The organism is Variovorax soli NBRC 106424 (assembly GCF_001591385.1).
GTDB classification, from domain to species: Bacteria; Pseudomonadota; Gammaproteobacteria; order Burkholderiales; family Burkholderiaceae_C; genus Variovorax; species Variovorax soli.
On record NZ_BCUU01000062.1, the window covers coordinates 1 to 20193 of the forward strand.

Genomic DNA, 20193 nt, shown 5'->3' on the forward strand with positions numbered 1-20193 from the left:
TCACTTCGTGGTCTACCCCGCCAAGCATGCAAAACGACCGGCAGTAGAAGCCTTTCTGTCGTGGGTGCACGGTGAAGCAGCGAGAACTGAAACAGGGGCGCGCTGAGCTGATTTCTTTGGGGCCGAGTGCTGACACGCAGCGGATGCGGACGTCGAGGCTGGGACCGTTTGCCCTAAGTTGCTGCCGCTGCGCCGCACCGGCCCACTGGCGCAAGAAAAAAACGCCCATCTGCCTTGCGGGCAGATGGGCGCTTTCAGAAGAAGGCTGGTGGCGGCTTCAGCGTTCGGCTTCCGCGTACTCGCCCACGGGCACGCACGAGCAGAACAGGTTGCGGTCGCCGTAGACGTTGTCCACGCGGCCCACCGGCGACCAGTACTTGCCCTGCTTGAGGCTGGCCAGCGGGAAGGCGGCCAGCTCGCGCGAGTAGGACTTGGTCCACTCGGCGCCCATCAGGCTGGCGGCGGTGTGCGGCGCGTTCTTCAGCGGGTTGTCTTCCTTGGGCCACACGCCTTCTTCCACGCGGCGGATCTCGCCGCGGATGGCGATCATGGCGTCGATGAAGCGGTCCAGCTCGGCCAGCGGCTCGCTCTCGGTCGGCTCCACCATCAGCGTGCCGGCCACCGGGAAGCTCAGCGTGGGCGCATGGAAGCCGTAGTCGATCAGGCGCTTGGCCACGTCTTCGGCGCTGACGCCGCTGGTTTCCTTGAGCGGGCGCAGGTCCAGGATGCACTCGTGCGCCACATGCCCGTTGGGGCTGGCGTACAGCGTGGGGTAGTGCTCGGACAGGCGGGCGCTGATGTAGTTGGCGCTCAGGATCGCGACTTCGGTCGCGGCCTTCAGGCCCTGGGCGCCCATCATGCGGCAGTACATCCAGCTGATGGGCAGCACCGCGGCATTGCCCAGCGGTGCTGCGGAAATGGCGCCCACGTGCGGCGCTTCGCTGGCCGTGGCATGGCCGGGCAGGTAGGGCACCAGGTCTTCCACCACGCACACCGGGCCGACGCCGGGGCCGCCGCCGCCGTGCGGAATGCAGAAGGTCTTGTGCAGGTTCAGGTGGCTCACGTCGCCGCCGAACTCGCCGGGCGCGGCCACGCCCACCAGTGCGTTCATGTTGGCGCCGTCCACGTACACGCGGCCGCCGTGGGCATGCACGATCTCGCACAGCTCCTTCACGCGCGTCTCGAACACGCCGTGGGTGCTGGGGTAGGTGATCATCACGCAGGCCAGGTCGTCCTTGTGCGCCTCGCAGGCGCGCTTCAGGTCGTCGATGTCGACATTGCCTTGCGAATCGCAGGCGGTCACGACCACCTTCATGCCGGCCATCTGCGCGCTGGCCGGGTTGGTGCCGTGCGCGGAAGAGGGAATGAGGCACACCTTGCGGTGGCCCTGGCCCTTGGCTTCATGGAAGGCCATGATCGCCAGCAGGCCCGCGTACTCGCCTTGCGAGCCGGCGTTGGGCTGCAGGCTGATGTCGGCATAGCCGGTGGCCTCGCACAGCCAGGCGCGCAGCTGCGCATCGAGCTGCGCATAGCCCTGCATCTGGTCGGCCGGGGCGAAGGGGTGGATGTCGGCGAACTCCGGCCAGGTGATGGGGATCATCTCGCTGGTGGCGTTGAGCTTCATGGTGCAGCTGCCCAGCGGGATCATGCTGCGGTCCAGCGCCAGGTCCTTGTCCGACAGGCTGCGGATGTAGCGCAGCATGGCCGTCTCGCTCTTGTGGGTGTTGAACACCGGGTGCGTCAGGTAGGCGCTGGTGCGGCGCAGCTCGGCCGGAATGCGCGAAGGCGCATTGGGTGCCACCTCGTCGAACTTGGGCGCGCTCTTGCCGACCGGGGCGAACAGGGCCCACAGCGTTTCCACGTCCGCGCGGGTGCTGGTCTCGTCGAAGGACACGCCCAGGTGCTGGCTGAGCTTGTGGCGCAGGTTGATGCGGCGCGCCAGCGCTGCCTGCACGATGCGGTCGGTGTCCTCGCCGGTCTTGACGGTGAGCGTGTCGAACGACGTGCTGTTGACCACCTTCAGGCCCATCTGCGCCAGGCCGTGCGCGAACACGCTGGCCAGCAGCGCCACGCGCTCGCCGATGCGGCGCAGCCCCTGCGGGCCGTGGTAGACGGCGTACATGCTGGCGATGACGGCCGGCAGCACCTGCGCGGTGCAGATGTTGGAGGTGGCCTTCTCGCGGCGGATGTGCTGCTCGCGCGTCTGCAGCGCCAGGCGGTAGGCGGGCTCGCCGTGCGCATCGACGCTCACGCCCACCAGGCGGCCGGGCAGCGAGCGCTTGAATTCGTCGCGGCAAGCCAGGTAGGCGGCGTGCGGGCCGCCGTTGCACAGCGGCATGCCGAAGCGCTGCGTGGTGCCGCAGACGATGTCGGCGTCCCACTCGCCGGGCGGGGCGAGCACCGTGAGGGCCAGCAGGTCGGCCGCCACGCACAGGGCGGCGCCCTTGGCATGCGCGATGCCTGCCAGCGAGCGCAGGTCGTGCACCGTGCCGGTGGTGCCGGGGTATTGCGCCAGCGCACCGAAGAAGTCGCCGGCGGCCATGAGCTGCGGCAGCGTTTCGGCCAGCGTGCTGACCTTGATCTGGATGCCCAGCGGCGCGGCGCGCGTCTGCAGCACCTCGATGGTCTGCGGATGGCAGTCGCCCGATACCAGGAAGACCTTGCTCTTGGACTTGACGCTGCGCGCGGCCAGCGTCATGGCTTCGGCGGCGGCCGTGGCCTCGTCGAGCATCGAGGCGTTGGCGATGGCCATGCCCGTCAGGTCGCACACCATGGTCTGGAAGTTGACCAGGGCTTCCATGCGGCCCTGCGAAATCTCGGCCTGGTAGGGCGTGTAGGCGGTGTACCAGGCCGGGTTCTCCAGGATGTTGCGCAGGATGACGCCCGGCGTGTGCGTGCCGTAGTAGCCCTGCCCGATGAAGCTCTTGAACACCTTGTTGCGGCCTGCCAGCGCCTTCAATTCCGCCAGCGCCTCGGCTTCGGCGGCCGGGGGCGGCAGGCGCATGGGGTGCGAGCGCCGGATGGCGGCCGGCACGATGCCGTCGATGAGTTCAGCACGCGTCTTCGAGCCCACCACGCGCAGCATGGCGGCTTCGTCTTCGGCACTGATGCCGATGTGGCGCGCGATGAATTCCTCGTGGTTCTCGAGTTCGCGCAGCGTGGGCGCGGCGGCGGTGGGGTGGGGCGTCAGGGCAGGAGAGGACGACATGGCAGGCGGCAAAAAGGTGGCGGCAGGGGAACGGGCCGGGCGATCAGGCGTCGGCGGAGAACTTCTCGTAGCTGGTGGCGTCCATCAGCGCGTCGAACTGGCTGGCGTCGGTCAGCTTGAGCTTGAAGAACCAGCCGCCGCCCATGGGGTCGCTGTTGGCCAGCGACGGGTCGGCGCGCAGCGCCTCGTTCACCTCGGTCACTTCGCCGGCGATGGGCATGTAGACGTCGGCCGCGGCTTTCACCGACTCGACCACGCCGGCCACTTCGCCCTGGGCATAGCCCTGGCCGATCTGCGGCAGGTCGACGAAGACCACGTCGCCCAGGGCGTCCTGCGCGTGCTGGGTGATGCCGACAGTGGCAATGCTGCCGTCGACGGCGACCCATTCGTGGTCCTTGGTGTACTTGAGGCTCATGGTTGGCTCCAGTTGGGAGATAAAGAGTTGAAGACGAGTGGGATGCTACGGCCTGCCGCCTTGCGGGTGCTGGCCGAGATGCGATTTCATCCGCGGTAGTAGCGGGTGGGGACGAAGGGCAGGGTGCTCACTTCCATCGGCACGGGCTTGCCGCGCACGATGGCCTGCACGCGCGTGCCGGGTTCCGAGAACGCGGTGGCCACGTAGCCCATGGCGATGGGGCGGTCGGCGGTGGGGCCCAGCAGGCCGCTGGTGACCTGGCCGATGGGGTGGCCTTCGAAGGATTGCAGCTCGCAGCCTTCGCGCACCGGCACGCGTTCCAGCGCCACCAGGCCGACGCGGCGGCGGGTGAGCAGCTGCTGGTCCACATGGCCGGCCAGGTCGGCGGCCACGGCCAGCTGGTCGAGGATGCGGCCCGCGCCCGGAAAGCCGCCTTCGCGCGCACCGCCCTGGCGGCGCACCTTCTGGATGGCCCAGTTGAGCGAGGCTTCGACCGGCGTGGTGGTCGTGTCGATGTCGTTGCCGTACAGGCACAGGCCCGCTTCCAGGCGCAGCGAATTGCGTGCGCCCAGGCCAATGGGCTTGACCTCGGCCTGCGCCAGCAGCAGGCGGGCCAGCGCCTCGGCCTGGTCGGCGGCCACCGAGATCTCGAAGCCGTCTTCCCCGGTGTAGCCGCTGCGCGTGGCGAAGACCGGGATGCCGCCGATCTGCACCGCGCCGCCGGTCATGAACACGAAGCGCTCGATGCCGGGCGACAGCCGGGCCAGCACCGCGGCCGCCTGCGGGCCTTGCAGCGCCAGCAGGGCATGGTCGGGCATGGGAAGCACCTTGCAGCGCTGGCCGATGCGCTCGCGGATGAACGCCAGGTCGGCCGCCTTGCAGGCGCCGTTGACGATCACAAAAATCGAGTCGTGTCCTTCATTGAAGAACATCAGGTCGTCGAGGATGCCGCCCTCGTCATTCAGCAGCAGGCCGTAGCGCTGCTTGCCGGGCGCCAGGCCGATCACGTCCACCGGCATCAGGCTCTCGAAGGCCGCGGCGGCGTCGGGCCCCTGCAGGCGCAGCTGGCCCATGTGCGAGATGTCGAACAGGCCGGCGGCCTCGCGGGTGTGCTTGTGCTCGGCCATGAGGCCGGCCGGATATTGCACCGGCATGGAATAGCCGGCAAAGGGCACCATGCGCGCGCCCAGCTCGAGGTGCAGCGAATGGAGAGGGGTCTTCAGCAGGTCTTGTTCGGATGCGGCGGTCAAGGCGCTGTCTCCTGAGGGCAGTCGAAATCCACGGCTTTCGCCATGAGCCTACCCCCGCTGTCCGCTTTACTTGAGAGATTCACCCCACGATCGGGGTTTGCTCCTTCAGTGGGCGCCGCGCAACCTGTTGTCTGGCTTGCGTGGCGCCTCTCTCCAGCCGGGAAACGACCTGCTTCTTTTTCAAGGGCAGGGCGCCTTGTCAGTCCTTTTGCCTGAGCGTTCGGACCCGGCCCAACCGGCCGGCCCTGCGCCTTCGGCGGCCCCTGCCGCGGCATGCACTGCGCGGGGCTCTCTCCTGACTTCGTGGAGTGTAAGGGATGAAGGCGGCGGCCGGCCTGCCAGCCGGCACGGTTCAGTGGGTGAACAGCTTGCGGTGCATGCGCCGCAGCGACCACCAGACCGACCCGGCGACCAGGGGGATGGCCAAGGCCGCGGTGGTCTCGCCGGACAGCGGCCAGCCCAGGCCCTGCCCGGCCTTGGCGAGGTAGCTGACCAGGCCGACCACGTAGTAGGTGATGGCCGCCACCGACAGTCCTTCGACCGTGGCCTGCAGCCGCAGCTGGATGTCCTGCCGCTTGTTGAGCGCCTCCAGCAGCGCCTGGCTGCCGTGCTGCTGTTCGATTTCCACGCGCGTGCGCAGCAGGTTGCTGATGCGCGACACGCGGCGCGACAGCGCGTCCTGCCGGTGCGCGGCCCACTCGCAGGTCTTGCGCGCGGGGGTCACGCGGCGCTCGATGAATTCGCCGATGGTCTGCAGGCCCTCCAGCGGCGACTCGTTGATCTGGGCGATGCGCTGGTCGATCAGTTCGAAATAGGCGGTGCTGGCGGAAAACCGCGAGTGCGTCGCGGCGTATTCGCTCTCCACCTGCGCCGCCAGGCGGGTGAGCCGGTCCAGCAGCCGCGCTTCCTCGTGCTGCTCGGCACTCTGGATGGCGCGCGCCAGCGCGGCCAGTTCGCTCTCCGCGCTGGCCAGCTCGGCGCTCGCGCGCCGCGCGGCGGGCAGCCCGAGCATGGCCGCCATGCGGTAGGTTTCGATTTCCAGCAGGCGCTGCACAAGCCGGCCGAGCCTTCGGGGCGGCAGATCGCCCGCGTGCAGCAAGATGCGCGAGAAGCCGTTGGGGTGGATGGCGAAGTCGGTGAAGACCTGGGCCTTGCCGTCGGCCACGGCCGAACCCGCCAGGGCATCGGCCCGCAGCATGTGATGCCCGCCCCTGATGCCGCCATCGGGCTGGCCGGGCAGCACCCACATGTCCAGGCTGCTGAGGCACTGGCCGGGGAGGGCGGCCAGCCAGTCCTGCGGCACCTGCTCGATGGCGCTCGCCAGCGGGGCGGACGGGGTGACCTCGCCGCGCAGCGGCGCGGCGAAAGTCCAGCTGACGAACTCGGTATGCAGTTCCCAGCGCAGCCGGAACGAGCCCAGCTCGGCGCGCAGGTGCGTGGTGTGCTCGTCCGGCGGCGCGATGTGGTGGTCCCGCAGCAGCGCCGCCAGGTGCTGCCGGCTGGCGGCGCGGCCTTCGGCGTCGGTGAACATGACCAGGTGCGCAATGGCCAGCGGCGCCACCATGGGTTCGGGCGGCCGTGCATGGACCTCGTTGTGCAGCGGCACCCGTTCGGGGTGCTGGGTCAATTGGATCGTCATTGGGCGCCATTGTGGCCGGTGATCGGGCCGCACCGGCCGAGGCCCTGGCAGCCAGCGGTCAGCCCAGGCGCTTCCATTCGGGCAGGCAATGCCGCGCCAGCGCCGTCACCCAGAACGGCTCCGACGGGTCGAAGGCCAGGCCGAAGCCGGGGCTGACCAGGAACCGGGCACGCTCGAATGCGTGCGGGTCGTGGGCGCGGACGAACCCGGCGAGGTGGGCAAAGGGCACCGCCACGTTTCCGATGACCAGGACTTCGGCCTGCAGCGTGATCTCCTCCAGCCGGCCGCAGTCCTGGAAGCGGAACACCACGTCGCCGTAGTCCATCTCGTTCAGGCCGATGCCGTTGCGTGCCGCCCGCAGGGGCGCGCCGCGCGCATGCAACAGGTCTTCCCTGGAACAGGCGAAGGGCGTGTCGTTGACCCGTTCGAAGGGATCGAGTTTCATCGCGGGCAATGCCAGTTCAGCGCGCCCCGCCGCGCTGCCCCGCTATTTTGCGTACACCAGATCGCGCAGCGCCAGCGATATCTCCGGCACGTAGGTGATGACCATCAGGCACCCGAGGATCACCAGCACGAAGGGAATCAGGTGCTTGACGATCCGGTCCAGCGAGATGCGGGCCACGGTGCAGGCGGCGAACAGGTTCACGCCGAAGGGCGGGGTGATCATGCCCAGCGCCAGGTTCACCACCATCACCAGCCCGAAGTGCACCGGGTCGATGCCGAAGTGCTGCGCCACCGGCGCGAGGATGGGGGCCAGCACGATGATGGCCGCGCTGGTCTCGATGAACATGCCGATCACGAACAGCGCCGCGTTCACGCCCAGCAGGAAGTAGGCGGGCGTCTTGAGCACATCCTGCAGCCACAGGCCGATGGCCTCGGGCACGCCGGCGCGGGTGATGAGGAAGGCGAACAGGCCCGCGTTGGCGATGATGAACATGATCACCGCCGACGACACCACCGACTTCTTCAGCACCGCGTACAGGTCGGCCAGCTTGATCTCGCGGTAGATGACGACACCCACCACCAGCGCATAGAACACCGCCACGGCCGACGCCTCGGTGGGCGTGAAGATGCCGCCGTAGATGCCGCCCAGGATGATCACCGGCATGAGCAGGGCCCAGCCGGCCTGCCGCGTGGCGGTGAAGACGCCCAGGCGCCCGTCGCCGTCGTTCTTGCCCCAGCCCTTCCACTTGCAATACACCCAGACGAAGGCCATGAGCGCCAGGCTGATGAGGATGCCCGGGCCGAAGCCGGCGATGAACAGCTCGCCGATCGAGACTTCTGCGCTCACGCCGTACAGGATCATCGGGATCGACGGCGGGATGATCACGCCCAGTTCGGCGCTGGTGGCCTGCAGCGCGGCGGCGTAGCTGGTGGGGTAGCCGTGCTTGATGAGCGCAGGAATGAGGATGGCGCCGATGGCGAAGGTGGTGGCCACCGAGGAGCCCGACACTGCCGCGAAGATCATGCAGGTGAGCACGCAGGTCATGGGCAGGCCGCCCTGCACGCCGCCCACCAGGCTCTTGGCGAATTCCACCAGGCGGCGCGAGATGCCGCCGGTTTCCATCAGGTTGCCCGCCAGGATGAAGAAGGGGATGGCGGCCAGCGGAAACTTGTTGATCGAGTTGAACATCTCCTTCACGGAGATGAGCATGTTGGCGTTGCTCACCTGGATGCCCAGCACCGAGGCCAGGCCGATGGACACGGCCACCGACACGCTCAGCGCGAAGCACAGCACCATCGTCGAAATCATGGCGCTGGTCATTGCGCAGTCTCCAGTTCGTTGCGTTGCGGATCGATCAGGTTGGCCACGATGCCCAGCACCGAGAACAGGCCGCCCACCGGCAGTGCCAGGTAGGCCCAGAACATGGAGACGGACTCCAGCCCCGCCATGCTTTGCACGCTGCCGCGCTGCGCATAGTCCCAGCCCCACCACACGATGACGGCCACGAGCGTGAGCGCGGCCAGGCACACCACCCAGTCGAGCACGCGGCGCATGCCCTTGGGGCTCCAGCGGTAGAGCACGTCCACGCTCACCATCGCGCCCTGGCGGAAGGCGGTGGGAATGCCCATGAACACCATCCAGATCAGGCTCACGCGGATGAGGATTTCGGTCCACTCGGCGGGCTGCTCCAGCACGAAGCGGGTGACGATCTGGTACATGCCCAGCAGCGAGGCCACCGCCAGCATCAGGCAGGCGACCGCCATGGCCAGCGAGGTGCTGGCCCGGTCGATTCGAAGAATGATGGATCTCATGGAAAGAGAAGCTTCAGGGCAGAGAAAACGAAAAACGCCCGCTGGCGTGCCGGGCCATGCGGGCGCTTGCGATGCCCCGAAAGGAGGCACCGCTTGGGGTCAGGGCTTGTAGTTGCGGATCTTGTCGAGGTTGGCCTTGCCGAACTGCTTCTCGAAGTCGGCATTGACGGGCGTGAGCGCCGCCACGAACCTGGTCTTGTCCACCGTCTCGATGACAGTCATGCCCTTGGCGCGCAGGTCGGCCACGCCCTTGGCATCGTCGGCGTCCACGCGGTCGCGGTTGGCCTTCACCGCCACCTTGGCAGCGTCGAGGAAGGCCTGCTTGTCGGCCGCGCTGAGCTTGTCGAAGGCGGCCTTGTTCATCAGGAAGATGCAGGGCGAATACACATGGCCGGTGAGCGTGAGGTGCTTTTGCACCTGGTCGAACTTGGCCGAGATGATCACCGGCAGCGGGTTCTCCTGGCCGTCCACCGTGCCCTGCTGCAGGGCGGTGAACACTTCGGGGAAGGCCATGGGCGTGGTGATGATGCCGAAGCTCTTGTAGGCCGCGATGTGCACTGGGTTCTCCATGGTGCGCATCTTCAGGCCCTTGAGGTCCTCGGGCGTCTTCACGTCGCGCTTGCTGTTGGTCATGTGGCGGAAGCCGTTTTCCGCCCAGGCCAGCGCCTTGAAGCCCTTGGCGTCGAACTTGGTGAGCATTTCCTGGCCGATGGGGCCGTCGAGCACGGCGCGCGCGTGTGCCTTGTCGGTGAACAGGAAGGGCACGTCGAGGATCTTGGCCTCGGGCACGAAGTTGGGCACCGGACCGGTGGAGCTGAACGCCAGTTCCTGCGTGCCCAGCTGCACGGCCTCGATCGACTCGCGCTCGCCGCCCAGGGCGCCGTTGTAGAAGGTCTCGATCTTGTAGCGGCCGTTGGTGCGCGTGGCCACTTCCTTGGCGAAGGTGTCGATGGCCACGCCCTGGTGCGAGTTCTGCGCGGTCGAGATGCTGATCTTCATGGCGGTCTGCGCGAGGGCAGCGCCGGCGATTCCAAGGCCCAGCGCCAGGCCGGCGGCCAGTCGGCTCAATTTCATGAGGGATGTCTCCAGGAGTTGATTCAAAGACGCGGGACCGCTCGAAGGGGTGACCCGCCTGACAGCCCCCGACTATGCCGCAATGAAACCGCTTTCTGCGTCGGGGCTTTCACGGACCCGGCGCGGCCGGCGCCCGCTTCTGCATGGCTTGCCGGTCCAGTTGCGCGCGCACATAGTCGATGTGCTGGCGCAGGGTGTAGACGCGGTCGGAGATCTCGATGGCGAACTTGGTCCTCACGATCTCGTCCTCGATGCGGTCGAGCTGCTCGTGCGCGCGGCGGCGCTCTTGCTCGTCCAGCTGGCGCGAGGCCAGGTCGAGCTCCAGGTACTTCAGCTCGCCGTAGCGGCGGTAGAGCCGGCTCTGGCGCCGCCAGTTCACCAGGCCCGGCAGCACGCGCATCAGGGGCACCAGGATGGCCGCCAGGGGCAGCAGCCATAGCAGCATGCGCTGCACGTAGATGGCCACCCAGAAGGGCAGGTAGTTCTGCAGGAAGGGCTGGCCGTGCTTGAAGTAGCGGTCGGCCTGGTCCGACAGCGGGTAGTCGGTGTCGCGCGGGCTCGGGAAATCGCCCGGCCGGTTGATCAGGCTGGGCTGCGAGTGCACCTGCTTGGCCGCTTCCAGCAGCATGTAGTCCAGCGCGGGGTGCAGGTCTTCGCGCACCACCAGGTTGGCGGTGGTGGCCAGCAGGTGGACGTCGGCGGCGGGCAGGTCGCGCGCGGGGTCGACCGCACCGCGCTTGAGGGTGATGGGCCGGAAGTACGGGTAGCGCTGCGCCAGGCCTTCGACCTGGTCCAGCGATGCCAGACGCATCCGGCCTTCGTTCAGCAGCCGCTGCACGGCCTGGGCCTGCGGCGCGGCGATCATGATCAATGCGTCGATCTGGCGCTCTTGCAGCATCTGTGCCGCCGCCATGCCGCCTTCGGTGACGAAGACGGTGCCGCCGGTGTCGGCCTGCACGCCGTAGATGGCCAGCAGTTGCCGGGCCACGTGGAGGTTGCCGCTGCCGGGCAGGCCCACGGCAATGCGCTTGCCGGCCAGCGGGCCCAGCCCCTTCGACAGATCGAGCGTGTGGGTGAAGATCCACACCGGCTCGAAGGCCACCGTGGCCAGCGAGCGCAAGGCGGTGGATTCGGGCAGCGCTTCCGGGTCGGCGGCCAGCAGGCCGGTGCCGCCTTGCACGAAGCCCACCGAGACCGAGCCGTCGTTGAGCCGCGCGATGTTCTCCATGCCGCCGCTGGAGGGCCGCAGCTCGAGCCGGATGCCGTTGGCGCGCAGGATCTCCTGGTAGCGCTGGCCGAAGCGGTGGTAGGCGCCATCGGTGGCGCCGGTGCTCATGACCAGGGTGCGCGGCGGTGCCGGGCTGATGTAGCGCACCGCCAGCCACAGCAGCGCGGCCAGCACGGCGATGAGCAGCGCCCACCATGCCAGGCGCCGGCCGGTGGGGAGGTGGATGTGTTCGCGCAGGGTCATGCCGGCCGTGCTGCGCCGGCCTTACATGCCCACGTAGTTCGGGCCGCCACCACCTTCGGGCGTGACCCACACGATGTTCTGCGTCGGGTCCTTGATGTCACAGGTCTTGCAGTGCACGCAGTTCTGCGCGTTGATCTGCAGGCGCTCCTTGCCCGCGTTGGCCTCGTCGGGCACGAACTCGTACACGCCCGCGGGGCAGTAGCGCTGCTCGGGGCCGGCGAACTGCGGCAGGTTGATGCGCGTGGGCACCGTCGCGTCCTTCAGCGTGAGGTGCGCCGGCTGGTTCTCTTCATGGTTGGTGTTGCTGATGAACACCGAGGAGAGCCGGTCGAAGGTGAGCTTGCCGTCGGGCTTGGGATAGGCGATCTTCTTGCACTCGGCCGCGGGCTTGAGGCGTGCGTGGTCGGCCTCGGTGCGGTGGATGGTCCACGGCACGTGGCCGCGCAGCACGAACTGCTCGATGCCGGTCATGAGCGTGCCCACCGTCAGGCCCTTCTTGAACCACTGCTTGAAGTTGCGCGCCTTGTGCAGTTCCTTGCGCAGCCAGCTCTTCTCGAAGGCCTCGGGGTAGGCGCTCAGTTCGTCGTGCGCGCGGCCGGCCATGATGGCGTCGTAGGCGGCCTCGGCGGCCAGCATGCCGGTCTTGATGGCGGCGTGGCTGCCCTTGATGCGGCTGGCGTTGAGGTAGCCGGCGTCGCAGCCCACCAGCGCACCGCCCGGGAACACCGTCTTGGGCAGCGAGAGCAGGCCGCCGGCCGTGATGGCGCGCGCGCCGTACGACAGGCGCTTGGCCGGCTTCAGGCCCTTGTCCTGGCCCTCGAAGTACCAGCGGATGTTGGGGTGCGTCTTGAAGCGCTGGAACTCCTCGAAGGGGCTCATGTGCGGGTTCTGGTAGTCCAGGCCCACCACGAAGCCGACCACGATCTTGTTGTCTTCGGCGTGGTACAGGAAGGAGCCGCCGTAGGTGTCGGAAGGCAGCGGCCAGCCCGAGGTGTGCACCGCCAGGCCCGGCTGGTGGCGCGCCGGGTCGATTTCCCACAGCTCCTTGATGCCGATGCCGTAGCTTTGCGGGTCCTTGCCGGCGTCGAGCTTGAAGTGGCTGATGAGCTGGCGGCCCAGGTGGCCGCGCGCGCCTTCGGCGAAGATGGTGTACTTGCCGTGCAGCTCCATGCCGAGCTGGAAGTTCTCGGTGGGCTCGCCGTCCTTGCCGATGCCCATGTTGCCGGTCGCCACGCCCTTGACGGAGCCGTCGTCGTTGTAGAGCACCTCGGCCGCGGCGAAGCCGGGGAAGATCTCCACGCCCAGGCCCTCGGCCTGCTGGGCCAGCCACTTGACCACGTTGCCCAGGCTGACGATGTAGTTGCCCTCGTTGTGGAAGTTGCCGGGCAGCATGAAGTTGGGAACGCGGGTGGCGCCGGTTTCCGACAGCATCAGGAAGGCGTCCTCGGTCACCGGCTGGTTCAGCGGTGCGCCCTGCTCGCGCCAGTCGGGCAGCAGTTCGTTGAGCGCGCGCGGGTCCATGATGGCGCCCGAGAGGATGTGCGCGCCGGGCTCGGAACCTTTTTCCAGCACCACGACCGAGATTTCCTTGTTGTAGTGCGCGGCCAGCTGCTTCAGCCGGATGGCGGTAGAGAGGCCGGCCGGGCCGCCGCCGACGACGACCACGTCGTATTCCATCGCTTCGCGCGGGCCGAATTGGGCAAGGATTTCTTCTTGGGTCATGGGGTCTGGCTGAATGTGGTTATGGACGGGGCGGGCGCCCTGGGCGCGGCCGCAATTCTATTCGGCATGGGGCCCTCGGACCCCCCGCCCGCAGGGGGGGCAGGAGGGGGGCTGTCGCAAAGGGGATAGCTGGGTCAGGCCGCCGGCCGCAGAACAATGCGCGCTTCCAGGCCGCTCCTGGCACCGGGCGGGGGCGAGTACAGCTCCAGCCGCCCATCGTGCTTGTCGACAATGGTGTGCACGATGGACAGGCCCAGGCCGTAGCCGGCGCGCTCGGCGCTGTGGCGCACGTGCCGCTGGTGCAGGGTCTGCAGCTGCTGCGGGCTGACGCCGGCGCCGAAGTCGCGCACGGCCAGCGTGCAGGGCGCCATCACCTCCAGCACCACCGGCTGGCCGCAGCCATAGTGCAGCGCGTTTTCCACCAGGTTTCGAAGCGCGATGGCCAGCGCGTCCACGTCGCCCAGGGCCAGCTGCGGCTCGGTGGGCGTGATGCGCAGATCGAGCCGGGCGCGGGCCTCGTCCTCGCGCCAGAACTCCTGCGCCACCAGGCCCGCCAGCGTCGCCAGGTCCACCGGCTGCCGGGACAGCGATGCGCCCGATTCGGCACGCGAGAGCTGCAGCAGCTTCTCGGTGCGGTGGCTGAGGGTGCGCAGGGCCGCCAGCGCGGCCTCCACGTCGCTGCGGTGCAGGCCGTGGTCCAGGGCCGTCTGCAGGCGCAGCCGCGCCGACGCCAGGGGGGTGCGCATCTCGTGCGCCGCGTTGGCGGCCAATGCGCGCTCCACGTCCAGCGCCTGGGACAGGCGCTCCAGCAGCCGGTTGACGTCGTCGCCCACCGATTGCAGCTCCTGCGGAAGGGCGGGCAGGGGAATGGGCCGCAGGTCCGAGCCGCTGCGCTCGGCGATCTGGCCGGCCAGCCATTGCAGTGCGCGCAGCTCCTTGCGCGCGATGTTGCGCAACACCAGGGCCAGCAGCGGCAGGCCGGCCGCCAGCGGAATGATCAGGCCCAGCAAGGTGCTGTTGACGGCCTCGCGCCGCTCGTCCAGCGGATCGGCCACCTGCAGGTACAAGGGGCGGGTGGGGTGCTGCACCGTGTAGATGCGCCAGGCGCCGTTGTTCACGAAGCCCGGCTTGAGCGGCACCTCGAAGGCGCGGTGCTCGTCGCCGGCCGTGTGCATGAGCACGCGCCCGTCGGCGTCCTTCACCACGAACAGCACCAGGTCCTCGCTGAACAGCGGGTCGGAGGCCACCAGCGGCTGCGACGCGGTGCGCGCCTGGCTCTCGCGGTCGAGGTCGCGCGCAGCAAAGTCGAACAGGCGGTGCGAGATCTCGGCCAGCTCGTTGTCGAAGTTGTTGTTGATTTCGCGGTCCACGTACCAGACCACGCCCATCACGCTGAGCAGCCACACGCCGCCCACCCAGATGATCAGGGTGCGCGTCAGGTGGCCGGCCAGCGATTCGCTCTTTGCGCTTCGCCCTGCGCTGTTGGCGCGCCTTGCCTCGGGAATGGCCGCCACGCGCTCAATCCTCCTCGTCCGAGGGCGAGAGCCGGTAGCCCAGGCCGCGCAGCGTGACGATGTGGCCGCGCCCCAGCTTGCGGCGCAGGCGGCTGATGAACACCTCCAGCGTGTTGCTGTCGGCCTCGTCGTCCCAGCCGTAGAGCGCGTCCTGCAGCATCTCGCGCGTGTGGATGCGGTCGGGCCGCGAGGCCATCACGCGCAGCAGTGCCCACTCCTTCTGCGTGAGGGTGACCACCGCGCCGTCCTTGCGCACGGTGTCGCGCGCCAGATCGATCGCGAGGCCGCCCAGCTGCAGCACCGGCGTGTGGCTGTCGCTGCGCCGCCGCTCCACCGCGCGCAGGCGCGCCAGCAGCTCGGCCGGGTCGTAGGGTTTGATGATGTAGTCGTCGGCGCCGGCATCCAGGCCGCGGATGCGGTCGGTGACCTGGTCGCGCGCGGTGACCACGATGACGATGGGCCGGTCGGCCAGCGCGCGCACATGCGGCAGCAGCGACAGGCCCTCGCCGTCGCCCAGGTGCAGGTCGAGCAGCACGGCGGCGTACTGCGCGCCCAGCAGGGCGGCGCGCGCGTCCGCCAGGCTGGGCGCCACGTCGACCACGAAGGCCTTCGATTCCAGGTAGCTGCAGACGGCGCTTGCCAGGGCGCTGTCGTCCTCGACCAGCAGGATGCGCAAGAGTGACTCCTTGAATGGGCCGACGGATTATGGAAGAGCCGCTGCTTCAGGGGGCGTTCAGTTTGGGAACCTAACCTCCCGGCCCATGCTTCGAACCTCCTTCAGCCGCCTGCTGGCCGGGACGCTGCTGGCCTTGCCACTTCTCGCGCTGTGGGATGCCAGCGGCCTCGACCTGCCGATGGCAGGCCTCTTCGCCACGCCGGCAGGCTTTGCGCTGCGCGACAACTGGTTCCTGGTGCAGGTCATGCACGAAGGAGCCAAGGCGCTCGGCTGGATGCTGGTGGTCTTCCTGCTGGCCGGCATCTTCTGGCCGGCCGGCTTCCTGCGCCGCCTCGGCCGCGGCGAGCGGGTGCAGCTGGCGCTGGGCGTCGTCGTGCCGGTGCTGGTCATCTCGCTCATCAAGCACGGCAGCCGCACAAGCTGCCCCTGGGACCTGGGCGCCTTCGGCGGCGCGGCGCACTACGTGTCGCACTGGTCGTGGGGCCGCTTCGACGGCGGCGGGGGCAGGTGCTTTCCGGCCGGCCATGCATCGGCCGCCTTTGCGTTTCTCGGCGGCTACTTCCTGCTGGCGCGCCGCGTGCCCGGGGTGGCGCGCTGGTGGCTGGTTGGCGCCGTGTTCGGCGGCCTGGCGCTCGGCCTGGCACAGCAGCTGCGCGGCGCCCATTACATGAGCCACACCCTGTGGACCGCCTGGATCTGCTGGACCACCGGCCTGATGGTCGACCGGGCCTGCCAGCTGTGGCGCGCACGCGGCGGCAACACCGCGCTGCTGGCGCCGGCTTCTTCCCAGACTTCTCCCTGAATCGGTCTTTCGCGATGCTCCGCAATTCCTGGCCTCTGGCCACTCCTGGCTCGGTCGATACGGGCCTTCCATCCTTTCCGAGCGCTGATGCGCCCTGGGCCCTTGCCCGCTGGCGCGCGCTGCGCGACTGGCTGCAGCGCCCGCGCTCGGCCCGCACTCTGGTGCTGTGGCTGGGGCTGTACCTCTCCCTGGCCTGCAACGGGCCGCTCTATTGGGAGCTGATGCATATCGGCGGTGGACGAAGCGCCGAGTACCTGCCCAACTTGCTGCTGATGGGCCTGCTGGTGCTGTGCGGCAACGTCGCATTGCTGACGCTTTTCGCCTGGTCGCGCTGGATGAAGCCGCTGTGGGTGGCGGTGGTGCTGATTGCCGCCGTGTCGCAGCACTACATGGCGAGCTACGGCGTTGTGATGGACCCGAGCATGCTCGCCAATGCCATCCAGACGGATATGAGCGAAGTGCGCGACCTGCTCAACTGGCGCTTGCTGTTCAACCTGCTGCTCGTTGCCGCGCTTCCGGTCCTGGTGATCTGGCATGCGCGCCTGGCGCGGCAGTCCTTCCTCGGGCAGTTGTGGCGCAATGCGGTGTTGCTGATGGCCGCTGCGGCCCTGGCCGCCGGCGGCATGCTGGCCATGAACCGCGAGTTCGCGCCGCTCATGCGCAACCACACCAAGCTGCGCTACATGACCAATCCGCTGGCGCCGGTCTATTCGGCGACAACGCTGGGCACGCGCGCGCTGTTCAGCCACAAGCGCCAGCTCATTCCGGTGTCGGGCGGCGCGGCGCTGGGCGCCAGCTACGCCGCGCAGGCCAGGCCGCCGCTGTTCGTGGTGGTGGTGGGCGAAACCGCGCGGGCCGACCACTTCGGCCTGAACGGCTACGAGCGCGACACCACCGGCGACCTGGCGGCGCGCCATGTGCTCAGCTGGCGCAAGGTGCAGTCCTGCGGCACCAGCACGCTGGCGTCGGTGCCCTGCATGTTCTCGCCGCTGGGCAAGGCCGGCCACGAGGCCGCGCGCGACGACTACGAGAACCTCACCGACGTGCTGCAGGCCGCCGGCCTGGCCGTGTTCTGGCTCGACAACCAGCCGGGCGGCTGCAAGGGCGTGTGCGACCGCATTCCGCATGCGTCCGCCTTCGCCGGGCTCGATGCGGTGACCAAGGACGCGCTGTGCCCCGGCGGCGACGAGTGCCTGGACGAAGTCATGCTGCGCGGGCTGGACGCGCGCATCGAAGCGCTGCCGGCCGAGCGCCGCCAGCGCGGCGTGGTGCTGCTGATGCACCAGATGGGCAGCCACGGGCCCGCGTACTACCTGCGCTCGTCGCGTACGAGCAAGCGATACATGCCCGAGTGCCGAGTCAACGTGCTGTCGGACTGCAGCCACGAGGAACTGATCAACGCCTTCGACAACACCATCGTCTACACGGACCAGTTCCTGGGCAAGACCATCGACTGGCTCAAGGCCCGCGCCGACCACTACGACACCGCCATGCTGTACCTGAGCGACCACGGCGAGTCGCTCGGCGAATTCGGCCTGTTCCTGCACGGCATGCCCTACAGCGTGGCGCCCGAGGCGCAGAAGCACGTGCCGTGGGTGATGTGGTTCAGCGAGGGCATGCGCTCGCGCGACAGGCTGTCGCTGCGCTGCCTGGAAGGCGAACTGGACAAGCCGCTCACGCACGACAACCTCTATCACACCGTGCTCGGTGCGATGGACGTGCAGACACCCAGCTACAAGGCTGCGCTCGACGCGCTGGCCGGCTGCCGAGGCCAGACCCGGTCCGCGGGCTGACGGCAGCTCACTGCCCGTGGTGCTCGAAAGACCCTCGCTTTTCTGGGATCAAGGGCGAGGGGCCGCGACCCGGCCCGGCAGAATGCGCGCGGATGAATTTCACGCAACCTGCCGCCTCCGCCTCGCATGACCGTTGGCCCTGGGCGGCAGCCGGACTGGCAGGCCTGGCGGCCATCTTCATCGTGCTCGGGCATGACGGCCGCCGCGTCGCGCAACTGATCTTCCTCGCCTTGCCTTTGCTGGGCTGGCTGGCCTGGCCCATCGAGGGGCGCTTGGCGCAGCGCGCCCGCCGCACCGCGCTCTGGCTGTGGGTGATGCTCTTCGCGCTGGACGGCGTGGTGCGGGCCTTTCTGCAGGACGCCTACCAGGCCGCGCCCGACGGTGCGCTGGTGCTGGGCGCCGTGGCCAACACCAATGGCCGCGAAGGCAGCGAATACCTGGCGGCGCACTGGCGCGTGGCCCTGCTGTGGGCAGCGGCGCTGTCGGCTGCAGGCTTGTGCGCCTGGCGGCTTGCCGGCCGGGGCCGCCAGGGCGCTTCGCCGCCGGGCATGCCCAGGTGGTTCCTCGGTGCACTGGTGCTGGTGCTCCTGCTCGGCTGCGTGGCGTACGCGAGCAAGCCGTGGCGCCGTCTGCATCCGCTGGTGTTCTGGGCGAACTGGACGCAGTCGGTGCGCACGCTCCAGGCCGGCATGGCCGACCAGCGGCTGGCGCGCGACCAGGTCCTGGCCCGCGCGCGCGAGGCCGCGCCGGTGATCGCGAAGGAGGGGCCCTCCACCGTGGTGCTGGTCATCACCGACAGCATCAACCGCGACAACATGGGCCTGTACGGCTACCGCCGCGACACCACGCCGCGCCTGCAGGCGCACCGCCGCCGCGCCGGCGACAACATGCTGGTGCTGCGCAATGCCTGGTCGGTGGACGCGAGCACCGTGCCTGCGCTTCGCAACTTGTTCTCCTTCGGCCAGCCCGATGCCGGCCAGCCGCAGCACCTGCTGGCGCTCGCGCGCGCGGCCGGCTACAAGGTCTGGTGGATGAGCAACCACGACGACGTGGCCATCGAACAGCAGCACGCCCGCCTGGCGGACGTGGTCGACTTCGTCAACCGCACGCCTGGCCGTGCCAGCGCCTCGCTGGACGGCGAACTGCTGGACTGCGTGCAGGAGGCGCTGGAGGACCCGGCGCAGCGCAAGCTCATCGTGGTCCACCTGCTGGGCGCGCATCCGCACTACCGCCTGCGCTTTCCGGAAGGTGCCAATCCCTTCGACGACGACATCGACGCGGTGGAGGCCCAGATGCAGGACCAGGGCCGCGCCGCCTGGGTGCGGCGCTTCAGGCAGGACTACGACGCGGCCTTGCTTTATCACGACTTCGTGGTGTCCGAGACGCTGCAGCTCACGCAAGCTGTCGGGCGCAGCGCGGGCCGCCGTGCCTGGATGTACCTGTCGGACCATGGCCAGGAAGTGGGCCACGTGAGCGACCGCGCGGGCCACAGTCCCCATACCGAATCGGGCTACCGCATTCCTGCGCTGGTGTGGCGCAGCGAGGCATTGGGCGCTGGTGCCATGCAGGCGGCGGCGCAGCGGCCCTTCCGCGCCGACTGGGCGGCCTGGACCGTGGCCGAAGATCTGCTGCATCTTCGCTGGCGCGGGCAGCGGCCCGGGCGCAACGTCCTCGCGCCGGACTACCGCTGGGAGGCGCCGGACTTGCCGTTGCAGGTCAAGTCCTACGTCCATTAGGCCGCTTGCCCGGTGAGGGCATTCATCCGTCCTTCATATGCTTGGTCCACCATGGATGCCGCATGAATATTCTCGATATGTCGCTCTTTGCGCTCGTCAATGCGAGTGCCGACACGCCCATGTGGCAGATCCATATCGCCGCGATGACCAGCAAGTTCCTGCCGGGCGCGATGGTGCTGCTGCTGGCGGGACTCGCCCTCCTGGGGCCTGAGCGGCATCGGCGCGTGCTCTGGGCTGGGCTGCTGAGCCTGCTGCTCGCCTGGGTGTCGGTGAGCCTGCTCCGCTACTGGATGCCGATGCCGCGACCCGCGGCGCTGGACATGGGCATTCAATGGCTGGCGCAGGGCCAGCGCGCCAGCTTTCCGAGCATGCACGCCACCGGCGCCTTTGCCGTGGCCATGTCGCTGTGCCTGGAGCGCCGCGACCGCTGGGCGCTGCTGTTCGTGCTGGCCGCATCCGCCGTGGCCTGGAGCCGCGTCTACCTGGGGCTGCATTTTCCGACCGACGTGCTGGCCGGCGCGGCGCTCGGCGCGCTGTTGGCGCTTGCGGTGCGGCTCGCGCTCTTCAGGCGCCCGCGTACCGTGCGCGACCCGCGGCGCGCGCTGCCCTGAGTTCGCACGGGCGCGCGCCGGGTGCG

16 protein-coding genes and 2 riboswitches are annotated in these 20193 nt (G+C 68.9%); of the genes, 4 read left to right on the top strand and 12 right to left on the bottom strand.

The features are described from left to right. Positions 1–277 precede the first annotated feature (277 nt). The 12 genes from gcvP to VSO01S_RS17455 form a co-directional block, all read right to left on the bottom strand. Positions 278–3208: an aminomethyl-transferring glycine dehydrogenase gene (gene gcvP / locus VSO01S_RS17400; protein ID WP_068644073.1), complete on the bottom strand. Its 2931-nt coding sequence runs from the start codon at positions 3206–3208 to the stop codon at positions 278–280. Positions 3209–3251: 43 nt separating this feature from the next. Next, complete coding sequence (gene gcvH, locus VSO01S_RS17405; protein WP_068644074.1) at positions 3252–3623, bottom strand: glycine cleavage system protein GcvH; 372 nt, start codon at positions 3621–3623, stop codon at positions 3252–3254. 86 nt (positions 3624–3709) lie between these two features. After that, positions 3710–4873, bottom strand: coding sequence for a glycine cleavage system aminomethyltransferase GcvT (gcvT, locus tag VSO01S_RS17410; protein ID WP_068644075.1), 1164 nt, complete (start codon positions 4871–4873; stop codon positions 3710–3712). Positions 4874–4920: 47 nt separating this feature from the next. Further along, a riboswitch (glycine riboswitch) is annotated at positions 4921–5040 on the bottom strand. Positions 5041–5067: 27 nt separating this feature from the next. Further along, a riboswitch (glycine riboswitch) is annotated at positions 5068–5181 on the bottom strand. 44 nt (positions 5182–5225) lie between these two features. Beyond that, positions 5226–6512 (bottom strand): DUF3422 family protein, encoded by a 1287-nt coding sequence (locus VSO01S_RS17415; protein WP_068644076.1) that lies wholly within the window; start codon positions 6510–6512, stop codon positions 5226–5228. Positions 6513–6570: 58 nt separating this feature from the next. After that, positions 6571–6957 (bottom strand): hypothetical protein, encoded by a 387-nt coding sequence (locus VSO01S_RS17420; RefSeq protein ID WP_068644077.1) that lies wholly within the window; start codon positions 6955–6957, stop codon positions 6571–6573. Positions 6958–6999: 42 nt separating this feature from the next. Then, positions 7000–8277 carry a TRAP transporter large permease gene (locus tag VSO01S_RS17425; protein ID WP_068644078.1) on the bottom strand — a complete coding sequence of 426 codons (1278 nt, stop codon included), beginning with the start codon at positions 8275–8277 and terminating at the stop codon, positions 7000–7002. Next, complete coding sequence (locus VSO01S_RS17430) at positions 8274–8768, bottom strand: TRAP transporter small permease (RefSeq protein ID WP_068644079.1); 495 nt, start codon at positions 8766–8768, stop codon at positions 8274–8276. The genes VSO01S_RS17425 and VSO01S_RS17430 overlap by 4 nt, the downstream gene beginning before the upstream one ends. A gap of 99 nt (positions 8769–8867) precedes the next feature. Continuing rightward, complete coding sequence (locus VSO01S_RS17435) at positions 8868–9842, bottom strand: TRAP transporter substrate-binding protein (protein ID WP_068644080.1); 975 nt, start codon at positions 9840–9842, stop codon at positions 8868–8870. A gap of 109 nt (positions 9843–9951) precedes the next feature. After that, positions 9952–11313, bottom strand: coding sequence for a TAXI family TRAP transporter solute-binding subunit (locus tag VSO01S_RS17440; protein ID WP_068644081.1), 1362 nt, complete (start codon positions 11311–11313; stop codon positions 9952–9954). Between the two features lie 21 nt (positions 11314–11334). Further along, positions 11335–13035, bottom strand: coding sequence for an electron transfer flavoprotein-ubiquinone oxidoreductase (locus VSO01S_RS17445; protein WP_068644082.1), 1701 nt, complete (start codon positions 13033–13035; stop codon positions 11335–11337). Between the two features lie 134 nt (positions 13036–13169). Continuing rightward, positions 13170–14549, bottom strand: coding sequence for a sensor histidine kinase (locus VSO01S_RS17450; protein ID WP_245684239.1), 1380 nt, complete (start codon positions 14547–14549; stop codon positions 13170–13172). Between the two features lie 4 nt (positions 14550–14553). After that, the gene (locus tag VSO01S_RS17455; protein WP_068644083.1) at positions 14554–15225 is read right to left on the bottom strand and encodes a response regulator; all 672 of its coding nucleotides are present in this window, start codon (positions 15223–15225) and stop codon (positions 14554–14556) included. A gap of 85 nt (positions 15226–15310) precedes the next feature. Here VSO01S_RS17455 and VSO01S_RS17460 point away from each other — a divergent pair, with 85 nt between their 5' ends. From VSO01S_RS17460 to VSO01S_RS17475, 4 genes are all read left to right on the top strand, one after another. Continuing rightward, complete coding sequence (locus VSO01S_RS17460) at positions 15311–16027, top strand: phosphatase PAP2 family protein (protein WP_068644084.1); 717 nt, start codon at positions 15311–15313, stop codon at positions 16025–16027. 14 nt (positions 16028–16041) lie between these two features. After that, positions 16042–17820 (top strand): phosphoethanolamine transferase, encoded by a 1779-nt coding sequence (locus tag VSO01S_RS17465; protein WP_084241937.1) that lies wholly within the window; start codon positions 16042–16044, stop codon positions 17818–17820. Between the two features lie 92 nt (positions 17821–17912). Then, complete coding sequence (locus VSO01S_RS17470; protein WP_084241938.1) at positions 17913–19556, top strand: phosphoethanolamine transferase; 1644 nt, start codon at positions 17913–17915, stop codon at positions 19554–19556. A 62-nt stretch (positions 19557–19618) separates the two neighbouring features. Then, complete coding sequence (locus VSO01S_RS17475) at positions 19619–20167, top strand: phosphatase PAP2 family protein (protein ID WP_068644085.1); 549 nt, start codon at positions 19619–19621, stop codon at positions 20165–20167. Positions 20168–20193: the final 26 nt, after the last annotated feature.